The 12,270-nt window shown below is 66.3% G+C and carries 9 protein-coding genes; 6 read left to right on the top strand and 3 right to left on the bottom strand.

What is annotated here, in order from left to right; translation table 11 throughout:
• Nucleotides 1-88: 88 nt before the first annotated feature.
• The 3 genes from clpS (at nucleotide 89) to NX784_RS19340 (ending at nucleotide 4,480) form a co-directional block, all read left to right on the top strand.
• Nucleotides 89-391 (top strand): ATP-dependent Clp protease adapter ClpS, encoded by a 303-nt coding sequence (gene clpS / locus NX784_RS19350; protein ID WP_258818328.1) that lies wholly within the window; start codon nucleotides 89-91, stop codon nucleotides 389-391.
• Nucleotides 388-2,688: an ATP-dependent Clp protease ATP-binding subunit ClpA gene (clpA, locus tag NX784_RS19345; protein ID WP_166859891.1), complete on the top strand. Its 2,301-nt coding sequence runs from the start codon at nucleotides 388-390 to the stop codon at nucleotides 2,686-2,688. Before clpS ends, clpA begins: the two co-directional genes overlap by 4 nt.
• A 166-nt stretch (nucleotides 2,689-2,854) precedes the next feature.
• The gene (locus NX784_RS19340) at nucleotides 2,855-4,480 is read left to right on the top strand and encodes a methyl-accepting chemotaxis protein (RefSeq protein ID WP_258818327.1); all 1,626 of its coding nucleotides are present in this window, start codon (nucleotides 2,855-2,857) and stop codon (nucleotides 4,478-4,480) included.
• 104 nt (nucleotides 4,481-4,584) lie between these two features.
• Here the strand turns inward: NX784_RS19340 and NX784_RS19335 are convergent, their stop codons facing one another.
• The 3 genes from NX784_RS19335 to prpR form a co-directional block, all read right to left on the bottom strand.
• Complete coding sequence (locus NX784_RS19335) at nucleotides 4,585-5,769, bottom strand: trans-sulfuration enzyme family protein (protein WP_258818326.1); 1,185 nt, start codon at nucleotides 5,767-5,769, stop codon at nucleotides 4,585-4,587.
• Entirely contained in the window at nucleotides 5,766-7,142 is a 1,377-nt protein-coding gene (locus tag NX784_RS19330) for a pyridoxal-phosphate dependent enzyme (protein ID WP_258818325.1), read from the bottom strand. Before NX784_RS19330 ends, NX784_RS19335 begins: the two co-directional genes overlap by 4 nt.
• 139 nt (nucleotides 7,143-7,281) lie before the next feature.
• The gene (prpR, locus tag NX784_RS19325; protein WP_258818324.1) at nucleotides 7,282-8,883 is read right to left on the bottom strand and encodes a propionate catabolism operon regulatory protein PrpR; all 1,602 of its coding nucleotides are present in this window, start codon (nucleotides 8,881-8,883) and stop codon (nucleotides 7,282-7,284) included.
• Nucleotides 8,884-9,047: 164 nt separating this feature from the next.
• On the opposite strand from prpR, the gene NX784_RS19320 reads away from it, so the two are divergent.
• From NX784_RS19320 to prpB, 3 genes are all read left to right on the top strand, one after another.
• Entirely contained in the window at nucleotides 9,048-9,377 is a 330-nt protein-coding gene (locus NX784_RS19320; protein ID WP_258818323.1) for a DUF485 domain-containing protein, read from the top strand.
• Nucleotides 9,374-11,041 carry a cation acetate symporter gene (locus tag NX784_RS19315; RefSeq protein ID WP_370662951.1) on the top strand — a complete coding sequence of 556 codons (1,668 nt, stop codon included), beginning with the start codon at nucleotides 9,374-9,376 and terminating at the stop codon, nucleotides 11,039-11,041. Before NX784_RS19320 ends, NX784_RS19315 begins: the two co-directional genes overlap by 4 nt.
• A 329-nt stretch (nucleotides 11,042-11,370) precedes the next feature.
• Nucleotides 11,371-12,261, top strand: a complete 891-nt coding sequence (prpB, locus tag NX784_RS19310) for a methylisocitrate lyase (RefSeq protein WP_258818322.1) — start codon at nucleotides 11,371-11,373, stop codon at nucleotides 12,259-12,261.
• The last annotated feature ends 9 nt before the right edge of the window (nucleotides 12,262-12,270 follow it).

The following is a 12,270-nucleotide window of genomic DNA, read 5'->3' as shown; positions in this document are numbered from 1 at the left end:
GGAAAACGCGTAAGATGAAAGCAACTGGGATTACCCTGAGGGTTAGTTTCCGCACACACGAAGATCGAAAGCAATTTAGAATACCCCTATGGCAACCAAGCAAGATACCGAACAGCTGCTGGAGCGGCAGACCGTCAAGCCACCCCCGTTGTATCAGGTGGCGTTGCTCAATGACGACTACACGCCGATGGAGTTCGTGGTCGCCATCATCCAGGAGTACTTCAACAAGGATCGCGAAACGGCCACGCAGATCATGCTTTCCGTACACCGTCATGGCAAGGGCGTGTGCGGCGTGTTTTCCAAAGATATAGCGTGTACCAAAGTGGAGTTTGTATTAACGCATGCGCGCAAGGCAGGCCACCCCCTGCAGTGCGTGATGGAGGAAGTATGATTGCGCAGGAACTGGAAGTATCTCTACATATGGCCTTTGTCGAAGCGCGGCAGGCTCGGCACGAGTTCATCACGGTCGAACACCTGCTGCTGGCGCTGCTCGACAATCCGTCGGCCGCTGAAGTCCTGCGTGCGTGCGCGGTCAACATCGAAGACCTGCGCAAGACCTTGACGAATTTCATCGGCGACAACACGCCGACCGTGCCCGGCACGGGCGAAGTCGACACTCAACCGACGCTGGGCTTCCAGCGCGTGATCCAGCGCGCGATCATGCACGTCCAGTCCGCGTCCAACGGCAAGAAGGAAGTGACGGGCGCGAACGTGCTCGTGGCGATCTTCGGCGAGAAGGACTCGCATGCCGTTTACTACCTGCACCAGCAGGGCGTGACCCGTCTCGACGTGGTCAATTTCATCTCGCACGGCGTCCGCAAGGACCAGCAGATCGACAGCCAGAAGGCGTCGGAAGGCGTGGAAGAGGCGCAGGTCGAAGGCCAGGCCAAGGAAAGCCCGCTGGATCAGTTCACCCAGAACTTGAACAAGGCTGCCGCCGATGGCCGCATCGATCCGCTGATCGGACGCGAAGAGGAAGTGGATCGCGTGATCCAGATCCTGTGCCGCCGCCGCAAGAACAATCCGCTCCTCGTGGGCGAGGCCGGTGTCGGCAAGACCGCGATCGCGGAAGGCCTGGCATGGCGCATCGTCCAGGAAGACGTGCCCGAGATCCTGCAGAATGCCGTCGTGTATTCGCTGGACATGGGCGCGCTGCTGGCCGGCACCAAGTACCGCGGCGACTTCGAGCAGCGCCTGAAGGCGGTGTTAAAGCAGCTCAAGGACACGCCGAACGGCATCCTGTTCATCGACGAGATCCACACGATCATCGGCGCCGGTTCCGCATCGGGCGGCACGCTGGACGCATCGAACCTGCTGAAGCCGGCCCTCGCGAACGGCCAGCTGAAGTGCATCGGCGCGACCACGTTCACGGAATTCCGCGGCGTGTTCGAGAAGGATCACGCTCTGAGCCGCCGCTTCCAGAAAGTGGACGTGAACGAGCCGTCGGTCGAGCAGACCGTGCAGATCCTGCGCGGCCTCAAGTCGCGCTTCGAAGAGCACCATGGCGTCAAGTATTCGGCGTCGGCCCTGTCGACCGCGGCCGAGCTCGCCGCGCGCTTCATCAATGACCGTCACCTGCCGGACAAGGCGATCGACGTGATCGACGAAGCGGGTGCCGCGCAGCGCGTGCTGCCGAAGTCGAAGCAGAAGAAGACCATCGGCAAGACCGAGATCGAGGACATCATCGCGAAGATCGCGCGGATTCCTCCGCAGACCGTCAACCAGGACGACCGCAGCAAGCTGCAGACCATCGACCGCGACCTGCGCAACGTCGTGTTCGGGCAAGACCCGGCCATCGATGCGCTGGCGTCCGCGATCAAGATGGCGCGCGCCGGCCTCGGCAAGCAGGACAAGCCGATCGGTTCGTTCCTGTTCTCCGGTCCGACCGGCGTCGGCAAGACGGAAGTCGCGAAGCAACTGGCGTTCATCCTCGGCATCGAGCTGGTGCGCTTCGACATGTCGGAATACATGGAGCGTCATGCCGTGTCGCGCCTGATCGGTGCGCCGCCGGGCTACGTCGGTTTCGACCAGGGTGGCCTGCTGACCGAGGCCATCACGAAGAAGCCGCATGCCGTGCTGCTGCTGGACGAGATCGAGAAGGCCCATCCGGACATCTTCAACATCCTGTTGCAGGTGATGGACCATGGCACCTTGACCGACAACAACGGCCGCAAGGCGGACTTCCGCAACGTGATCATCATCATGACCACGAACGCGGGCGCCGAAAGCCTGACCAAGCGCTCCGTCGGCTTCGTGGATTCGAAGGCGCAGGGCGACGAGATGGCCGACATCAAGCGCATGTTCACGCCGGAGTTCCGCAACCGGCTGGATGCGATCATCAGCTTCCGCGCGCTCGACGAGGACATCATCCTGCGCGTCGTGGACAAGTTCCTGATGCAGCTGGAAGAGCAGCTGCACGAGAAGAAGGTGGAAGCCATCTTCACCGAGAAACTGCGCAAGTTCCTCGCGAAGAAAGGTTTCGATCCGCAGATGGGCGCGCGGCCGATGTCGCGCCTCATCCAGGACATGATCCGCAAGGCGCTGGCCGACGAGCTGCTGTTCGGCCGTCTCGTGAACGGCGGTCGTGTGACGGTCGAGCTGAACGAGAAGGACGAGGTGTTCCTCGAGTTCCCGGAAGGCGACGTTCCGCCGCCGCCGGAGCCGGTCGAGACCGTTGAGATCGAATAAGCCGAATAAGCGATCGCCATCGCTGCACCGAAAGCCCGCCCCGTGCGGGCTTTCTTTTTTGTCATTGGCACGTAACAAAAGAATGCATGGCTGTCACATTCATTCATTTTGTTGTCACATGGCATTTCTATAATCGGTCGCATCCCTCTCTTCCGGACACGACCCCATGCGACTCGCCCACCTCCAGACCGGCACCAAGATCCTCGGCGCCTTTGCCGTGGTGTCTCTCGCCATCGTCATCATTTCCATCGTCGCGTTGTGGCGCATGCAGGCCGCCGACGCGATCACGAACGATCTCGTCAACGATAAGCTCGCCCGCCAGCAGCTGACGGCGGAACTGCAAGGCATCGCCCGGCTGAACGGCGTGCGCGCCGTGGCGATCGCCCGCAGCGATAGCCTGGAAGCGGGCGATTATTTCCAGGCCCAGCTCACGCAAGGCGACAAGAATGCCGCTGCCCTCGACGCGAAGCTGGCCGCATTGCCGTCCGCCCCCGCGGAGCGCGCGCTGATCGACGCGGCGGCCCAGCGCAAGGCCGCGTATCTCAAGATCCGCGCGCAGGTGTTCCAGGCCAAGGACCTCGGCAAGACGCAGGACGTCGAGCAGATGACGGCCGGCGAACTCGCGACGACGTTCGATGTCTACACGCACGCGCTCGACAGCTTGTTGGCCTGGCAGACGCGCGAGGCGCGCGCGCTGGCCGCAACGTCGGCGCACGCGTTCGCGCTGAGCCGCGTGCTCCTGCCGGCATTCGGCGCGGCGGCGCTCCTCATCGGCTGCGCGGCCGGGTGGCTGCTCACGCGCAGCATCGTGACGCCGCTGCAGCACGCCGTCGAACTCGCCGAGCGCGTCGCCGAGGGCGATTTGTCGGCCACCATCGACCACGCACGCGGCGACGAGATCGGCCGCCTGTTCGATGCGCTGAACCACATGACGGGCGGTGTGTCGGCGACAGTCGTCAAGGTGCTGGACAGCGCCCGCACGATCGACGACGCGTCGGCCGAGATCGCCGCCGGCAACCGCGACCTGTCGCACCGGACGGAGGAGCAGGCGCGCAATCTGCACGCCACGGTGCAGGCGATGTCCGAGCTGACGGAAGCCGTGGAGCAGAACCACGTCAACGCGCACGACGCCAACGCGCTCGCGCTCGCCGCGTCCGGCGTTGCGCAGCAGGGCGCGGGCGCCGTCGGGCAGATGGTCGAGCGCATGGAGACGATCCGCCAGTCCGCCGCGCGCATCGGCGACATCACGGCGATGATCGACGGGATCGCGTTTCAGACGAACATCCTGGCATTGAACGCGGCCGTCGAGGCGGCGCGCGCGGGCGCCGAAGGGCGCGGCTTTGCTGTCGTGGCGGCCGAAGTGCGCAGCCTGGCCCAGCATTCCGCGGCCGCGGCGAAAGAGATCAAGCAGCTGATCGGCGAATCGACGGGCGCCATCGAATCCGGTGCGGGCATCGCCAGCGCGGCCGGCGGCACGATGCGCGAGATCCTTGCGCGCGTGCGCGAAGTCGCCGACCTGCTGCATGCGATCGACGGCGCCAGCTCGGAGCAGGCGGCGGGCATCGCGCAGGTGCGTCGTGTGATCGCCGACATGGACGAGGCGACGCAGCAGAATGCGGCGATGGTCGAGCAGGCCGCGGCCGCGGCCGCCACGCTGCGCGCGCAGGCGGAGCAATTGACGGACGTCGTGTCCACGTTCCGCGTGCAAGGTGACGACGCCGGACGACCCGTGTTCGTCGCAGAATGCGAAAACGAGGAAGGCCTGGCGCTGCCAGCGCCGGCCTGGGCCTAGTCGTAGGGTGGGCTCAGGGAGCCCACCCTACAGGAGTCCGTGGGCACAGGATGGCGCCCCACAGGACTCCGTGGGCACCGGAGGGCACCCCGGAGGAGACGTTTTCAGATCGCGGCGAGCGCCCTTGCCAGGTCGGCGCGTTGATCGTCCACGTGCTCGATCCCGACCGACAGCCGGATCAGGCCATCGCCGATCCCGAGCCGCGCGCGCTGGTCCGCGGGAATCGTCGCATGCGTCATGATGGCCGGGTGCTCGATCAGGCTCTCGACGCCGCCCAGGCTTTCCGCCAAGGTGAAGATCTCGCATTTCTCGAGGAAGCGACGCGCGCCGGCGAGGTCGGTGTCGAGGTCGATGGAGATGATGCCGCCGTAGCCGTGCATCTGCCGCCGCGCCAGCTCGTGCTGCGGGTGCGACGCGAGGCCCGGATAGTAGACGTGCCGCACTTTTGGCTCGCTCGAGAGCCACTGCGCCAGGTCGAGCGCGTTGGCGTTGCTGCGTTCGATGCGCAGCGCCAGCGTCTTGATCCCGCGGAGGACGAGGAAACTGTCGAACGGTCCTTGGATGGCCCCGACGGCATTCTGGATGAAGCCGAGGCGCTCGCGCCACGCCTGCTGGTGCGGCTGGCCGCCGACGACGGCGACGCCGCCGATGACGTCCGAGTGGCCGTTCATGTACTTGGTCGTCGAGTGCACGACGATGTCGATGCCCAGTTCCAGCGGGCGCTGGTTGACGGGACTCGCGAACGTGTTGTCGCACACGGTCATCACGCCGCGCTCGCGGCACAGCTGCGCGATCGCGTGCAGGTCGGCCAGCTTGAGCATCGGGTTCGTCGGCGTCTCCACCCACACCATCTTCGTTTCCGGTCGCAGCGCGTTCGCCAGCGCCAGCGGGTCCGTCAGGTCGACGTACGTGAAATCGTGGCCGCTGCTGACGCGGCGCACGCGCTCGAACAGCCGGTAGGTGCCGCCGTACATGTCGTCGCCGGCGACGATGTGCGAGCCGGCCGGCAGCAGTTCCAGCACGGCCGCGATGGCGGCGAGGCCGGACGCGAACGCGTACGCGGCGCCGCCGCTCTCGAGGTCGGCCACGCAGCGCTCCAGCGCCCAGCGCGTGGGGTTGTGCGAGCGGCCGTAGTCCAGGCCCTTGTGCACGCCGGGGCTTTCCTGGGCAAAGGTCGACGTCGCGTAAATGGGCGGCATCACGGCGCCCGTGGCCGGATCGGGCGCCTGGCCGCCGTGGATGACGCGCGTGGCGATGTGGCGTTTGTTCGTGTCGTCTGGATGGGTCACGTCAGTGTCCTGCGCAGGTGGTTGAGAAGGTCGAAGCGGGTGATCAGGCCATAGAAATGATCGCCCTCGGCGATGACGGCGGTGAGGCCGCGGTCGAGGATGTCGCGCAGCTGCTGCATGCCGGCGGAGGGAGCCAACGTCTGGAGGTCGGACGTCATCGTACCGGAGACGGGCGCCTTGAAGTGTTCCCGGTCACTCGTCACGTGCAGCAGCAGGTCGGACTCGTCGATGAGGCCCACGAGCTTGCCCTTGTCGATGACAGGCATCTGCGCGAGGTCGGCGCTGCGCATGCGGTTGAACGCGGTCAGCAGCGTGTCGGTGGGCGACACCGTGATGACTTCGCCGTCGTCGAAGCGGCGCCCGATCAGGTCGCGCAGGTCGCCCGTGCGGGGACGGTGCAGCAGGCCCTGGTCGACCATCCAGCCGTCGCTGTACACCTTGGTGAGATAGCGCGTGCCCGTGTCGCAGACGAACGTCACGACGCGTTTCGGCGTCGTCTGTGCCCGGCAATAGCGCAGCGCGGCCGCGAGCAGTGTGCCCGTCGACGAGCCCGCGAGGATGCCTTCCTGGCGCAGCAGATCGCGCGCCGTGTTGAAGCTTTCCTCGTCGCTGATCGAATAGGCCGTCTTCACGCGCGACATGTCGGCGATCGAGGGGATGAAGTCTTCGCCGATGCCTTCCACGGCCCAGGAGCCGGACACCTCGCTGACCTTGCCCGTCTCGACGTACTCGGCGAGGATCGAGCCCTTCGGATCGGCCAGCACGAATTCCAGGTCGGGCTGCACGCGCGCGAAGAAGCGCGACAGGCCCGTCAACGTGCCCGACGAACCGACACCGACGACGATGGCGTCCAGCTCGTGGCGCATCTGGTCCCAGATTTCGGGCGCGGTGGTGGTTTCGTGCGCGGCGGGGTTCGCGGGATTGTTGAACTGGTCGGCGAACCAGGCGCCGGGGATCTCGCGCGCGAGCCGCGCAGCGTAGTCCTGGTAGTACTCGGGATGGCCCTTGCCGACGTCGGAGCGGGTGAGGTGGATCTCGGCGCCGAGCGCCTTCAGGTGCAGGATTTTTTCGGACGCCATCTTGTCGGGCACGACGAGCACGACCCGGTAGCCCTTGATCCGGGCGACGAGGGCGAGGCCCAGGCCCGTGTTGCCGGCCGTGGCCTCGACGACGGTGCCGCCCGGCTGCAGGCGGCCGTCGCGCTCCGCCGCCTCGATCATGGCGCGGCCCACGCGGTCCTTGATGGAGCCGCCGGGGTTCTGCGATTCGAGCTTCAGGAACAGGCGGCAGGGCCCCGTGTCGATGCGGGTGACTTCCACCATGGGGGTGTTGCCGATCAGGGAAAACAGTGCAGCTTGCGACAAGTCTTGCATAGTGCCTCCGTGCGGACGGGCGGCGCGGGCCTCGTGGGCGCCGCGTGCGAAAGCTGGCGCCGATCGGGCGCCAGGCCGTAGTAAAAAAATAATACTACGGCTTTTGGCGCGCGCGTGCGTTGGGGCGAATTAAGACGGGCTAGTTGCCCGCCTTTAATCTCCGCCACAACGTCGTGCGGCTGATGCCCAGGTGCCGCGCCGCCGCGTCGCGCTGGCCGTTGAAGCGCGCCAGCACGTCGGCCACGGTTTCCTGCGCCGGGGCGGCCGGCAGCACGGGCGCCGCGCCCAGTTCCGGCGCCACCGACAACAGGAACGCGGGCGTCAGCGCCTGCAGCGGTTCGGCTGCGAGGAACAGCGCGAGGCGTTCCATCACGTTGCGCAGTTCGCGCACATTGCCCGGCCACGCATACGCCGCCAGCTGCGGGCCGCACGCGGCGATTTCCGCAGCCAGGTTCGGATGCGGCCGTGCGCTCAGCGCGGCGAGGGCGTTCTTCAGCGCCCAGTCGGCGAGCGCGGGAATATCGCTGCGGCGCTCGCGCAGCGGGGGCAGGGCGAGGCGCAGCACGGCCAGGCGGTAGAACAGGTCGGCGCGGAACCGGCCCTCGCGCACGCGTGCCTCCAGGTCGCAGTGGGTGGCGCTGATCACGCGCACGTCGATGGGCACGGGGCGCGTGCCGCCCACGCGCATCACTTCGCGCTCCTCCAGCACGCGCAGCAGCCGCGTCTGCAGCGCGAGCGGCATCTCGCCGATCTCGTCGAGGAACAGGGTGCCGCCGTCGGCCGCCTCGAACAGTCCCGCATGACCGCCCCGGCGCGCGCCCGTGAACGCGCCTTCCTCGTGGCCGAACAATTCCGATTCCAGCAGCGACTCCGCGATCGCCCCGCAGTTGACGGCGACGAACGGCCGGTTCGCACCGCGACGCGGACTCTCGCGGTGGATGGCCTGGGCGACGAGTTCCTTGCCGCTGCCCGTCTCGCCCTGGATGAGGACCGTCGCGGGCGAGCGCCCGTACAGCACGACGGTCTGGCGCAGCCGTTCCATCGCGGGGGACTCCCCCCGTAGGTCGGCCAGGCCGCGGCGGGCGCGCCGGCTGTCGGCGGCCACCACGCGCCGTCCGCGGCCGCTCTCGAGCCGCGTCAGGCGCGCCATCTCGAGGGCGTCGTCGAACGCGCGCCGGATCGAATCGAGCGAGTACACGAACACGGTCTTGAGCCCCGCTTCCTCGGCCAGGTCGGTGATCAGCCCCGCGCCGACGACGACTTCCACGCCAGCCGCCTTCAGCTCGGCGATGCTGGCGCGGGCATCGTCTTCCGTCACATACGTGCGCTGCTCGACGGCGAGGCCGAACGTGGCCGCGAACTCGGCCAGTTCCGCCACGGGGCGCTGGTAGTGCACGAGGCCGATGCGCGGGGACAGGCGCCGCGCGCGCGACAGCGCCTGCATGACGTCGAAGCCGCTGGCTGTCGCCACGACGACCGGGACGGACACGCGTCCCTTCAGGTAGGCGGCCTGCGAGCCGGCCGCGATCACGACGTCGCAGTGCTCCGTCGCCATGCGTTCGCGGATGTGGCGGGCGGCCTCGTCGAAGCCCAGGTGCAGCGGTTCGATCTGCGCCAGGTGGTCGTATTCGGGGGTGATGTGGCGGAACAGGTCGGACAGGCGCGACACGGACACCGTCCAGATGACGGGCTTGCCGGCACCCTGGTCCGGCGCCGGAGCGGGTCGGTTCGGGTAACTCATGTTGCAAGTGTACCGCAACGTGCAACCGATGTTTCAATTTGGTTTCACGGTGAAATGGTTGGGCGCAAACATTTCCGCCAGCCGTAAGAATCGGGTAAGGCGACCGACATAGGATCGTTGCCATGCCGTCCACCTGAACGGTGATTATTAAAATGGAGACTAAAGTGGAAGATGAAATCGTCCAGCGGGTCAAAGCAGATCCGAACTACCACAAGCTCGTCAAGACGCGTTCCCGCTACGGCTGGACGCTGACGTGGCTCGTCATGATCGTGTACTACGGCTTCACGCTGCTGAACGCGTTCGACAAGCAGTTCATGGCCTCGAAAGTCGGGTCCGGCGTCATGTCCTGGGCCGTTCCGCTCGGCCTGTTCGTGATCCTGTTCACGATCGCCGTCACCGGCATCTACGTGCGCCGTGCCAACAGCGAATTCGACGCGCTGACCGACGCCATCCAACGCAACGCCGCGTCCGGCAAAGAAAAGGTACGCGCATGAAGAACTCTACCCTGATGAAGAGCGCCGCCGCCGCGGCGCTGCTGGCCGCGACCGGCGCCGTCCTCGCCTCCCCGGACCTGGGCCAGGCGCAAAAGCAGGCCACGAACTGGACCGCGATCTCGATGTTTGTCGTGTTCGTCGTCTTCACCCTGTTCATCACCAAGTGGGCCGCCAAGCGCACCCGCTCCGCCTCCGACTTCTACACGGCCGGCGGCGGCATCACCGGCTTCCAGAACGGCCTGGCGATCGCCGGCGACTACATGTCGGCCGCCTCGTTCCTGGGCATTTCCGCCGCCGTGTTCGCGAACGGCTTCGACGGCCTGATCTATGCGATCGGCTTCCTCGTCGGCTGGCCCGTCATCACGTTCCTGATGGCCGAGCGCCTGCGCAACCTGGGCCGCTTCACGTTCGCCGACGTGGCCGCCTACCGCTTCGCCCAGAAGCCCGTGCGCATGTTCGCGGCCTCCGGCACGCTGGTCACCGTGCTGTTCTACCTGATCGCGCAGATGGTCGGCGCCGGCCAGCTGATCAAGCTGCTGTTCGGCCTGGACTACTGGATGGCCGTCGTCATCGTGGGCGTGCTGATGATGGTCTACGTGCTGTTCGGCGGCATGACCGCGACGACGTGGGTGCAGATCATCAAGGCCGTGATGCTGCTGGGCGGCGCCACGTTCATGGCGTTCTCCGTGCTGGCCATGTACAACTTCAGCCCGGAAGCGCTGTTCGCCAAGGCCGTCGAAGTGCACAGCAAGCATGACGCGATCATGGGCCCGGGCGGCTTCATCAAGGATCCGATCTCCGGCATCTCGCTCGGCATGGCGCTGATGTTCGGCACGGCCGGCCTGCCGCACATCCTGATGCGCTTCTTCACGGTCCCGAGCGCCAAGGAAGCGCGCAAATCCGTGCTGTGGGCAACCACCTGGATCGGTTACTTCTACATCCTGACCTTCATCATCGGCTTCGGCGCGATCGTGCTGGTGAGCACCAACCCCGCGTTCAAGGATGCGGCCGGCAAACTGCTGGGCGGTAACAACATGGCGGCCGTGCACCTGGCGAACGCCGTCGGCGGCGACGTGTTCCTCGGCTTCATCTCGGCCGTCGCGTTCGCAACGATCCTCGCCGTCGTGGCGGGCCTGACCCTGTCGGGTGCCTCGGCCGTGTCGCACGACCTGTACGCCACGGTCATCAAGAAGGGCCAGCCGGCACCGGGCAGCGAACTGCGCGTGTCGAAGATCACGACCGTGTGCCTGGGCATCGCCGCCGTGCTGTTGGGTATCGTGTTCGAGAAGGTCAACGTCGCGTTCATGGTGTCGCTGGCATTCGCGATCGCCGCATCCGCGAACTTCCCGGTGCTGTTCATGTCGGTCCTGTGGAGCAAGTGCACGACCCGCGGCGCGACCGTGGGCGGCTTCCTGGGCCTGGCCACTGCCGTGATCCTGACCGTGCTCTCGAAGTCCGTGTGGGTCGACGTGTTCCACAACACGGCCGAGATCTTCCCGTACACCTCGCCGGCCCTGTTCTCGATGGCCGTCGGCTTCATCGGTGTCTGGCTGTTCTCGGTCACTGACAGCAGCCCGCGTGCTGCGATCGACAAGGCCGGCTACGAAGCGCAGGAAGTGCGTTCGGAAACCGGTATCGGTGCCGCCGGCGCGTCCGCGCACTGATCGCGCATCGACGCAAAGGTGGGCATGAGGCCCCGGCCTCGCTGCCCACCTTGCGTCCTCCACAAGAAACCCGCCGCGTGCGGGTTTTTTCATGCCCTGGCCGCGCTCGGCGAACGGCACTGGCCGCTTTCTGCAGACCGACAATCCCTGTTCGTTGTTTCGCCGGCTGTTTCAGATTGAAACGGCGTGCAACGTCTGACGGCCGTGCGCGCTTGCGCCGCGCACCCAAGTGCTTGAAAATCGGGGTTGTCCGCCTCGGAAGCCCACTGGCACGGTCCTTGCAAAACCTTGTGCCACACCCTCCGATTTGCTTCAAGAAAGGTAAGGACATGACCCAACACTCCGCCGGCGCCGCATTCCGCCAGGCCGTCCAGGACGAACATCCGCTGCAGGTGATCGGCGCCATCAACGCGAATCACGCGCTGCTCGCGAAGCGGGCCGGCTACCGCGCCATCTACCTGTCCGGCGGCGGCGTCGCAGCCGGGTCGCTGGGCCTGCCGGACCTCGGCATCTCGGGGCTCGAAGACGTCCTGATCGACGTGCGCCGCATCACGGACGTGTGCGACCTGCCGCTGCTCGTCGACATCGATACCGGATTCGGTTCGTCCGCATTCAACGTCGCGCGGACCGTCCGTTCGCTGATCAAGGCCGGCGCGGCCGCCTGCCACATCGAGGACCAGGTCGGCGCCAAGCGCTGCGGCCACCGTCCGGGCAAGGAGATCGTCAGCCAGGGCGAGATGGTCGACCGCGTGAAGGCGGCCGTCGACGCGCGTACGGACGACAACTTCGTCATCATGGCGCGCACGGATGCGCTCGCGGTCGAGGGCCTGGATAAAGCCGTCGAACGGGCCGTCGCGTGCGTGGGGGCGGGCGCCGACATGATCTTCCCGGAAGCCATCACGAGCCTGGAGATGTACGCGCAGTTCAAGCGTGCCGTGAAGGTGCCGATCCTCGCCAACATCACCGAATTCGGCGCGACGCCGCTGTTCACCGTGGACGAGCTGCGCGGCGCCGACGTCGACATCGTGCTGTACCCGCTCTCGGCATTTCGCGCGATGAACAAGGCCGCGGAAAACGTCTACGAGGCGATCCGCCGCGACGGCACGCAGAAGAACGTCGTCGATACGATGCAGACCCGCGCCGAGCTGTATGAGCGCATCGATTACCACAGCTATGAACAGAAGCTCGACGCGCTGTTCGCCCAGAACAAAGCCAAATGAAGCGAAATA

The sequence above is a fragment of the Massilia pinisoli genome (assembly GCF_024753285.1).
Classification (GTDB): Bacteria; Pseudomonadota; Gammaproteobacteria; order Burkholderiales; family Burkholderiaceae_D; genus Telluria; species Telluria pinisoli.
The sequence above is the reverse complement of the archived record's forward strand: the minus strand, read 5'-3'. Positions and strand labels throughout refer to the sequence as shown.

Excerpts from the sequence above, each read along its gene's own strand:
- clpS (WP_258818328.1), top strand. The coding sequence starts at position 89 with ATGGCAACCAAGCAAGATACCGAACAGCTGCTGGAGCGGCAGACCGTC.
- clpA (WP_166859891.1), top strand. The coding sequence starts at position 388 with ATGATTGCGCAGGAACTGGAAGTATCTCTACATATGGCCTTTGTCGAA.
- NX784_RS19340 (WP_258818327.1), top strand. The coding sequence starts at position 2,855 with ATGCGACTCGCCCACCTCCAGACCGGCACCAAGATCCTCGGCGCCTTT.
- NX784_RS19330 (WP_258818325.1), bottom strand. The coding sequence starts at position 7,142 with ATGCAAGACTTGTCGCAAGCTGCACTGTTTTCCCTGATCGGCAACACC.
- prpR (WP_258818324.1), bottom strand. The coding sequence starts at position 8,883 with ATGAGTTACCCGAACCGACCCGCTCCGGCGCCGGACCAGGGTGCCGGC.
- NX784_RS19315 (WP_370662951.1), top strand. The coding sequence starts at position 9,374 with ATGAAGAACTCTACCCTGATGAAGAGCGCCGCCGCCGCGGCGCTGCTG.
- prpB (WP_258818322.1), top strand. The coding sequence starts at position 11,371 with ATGACCCAACACTCCGCCGGCGCCGCATTCCGCCAGGCCGTCCAGGAC.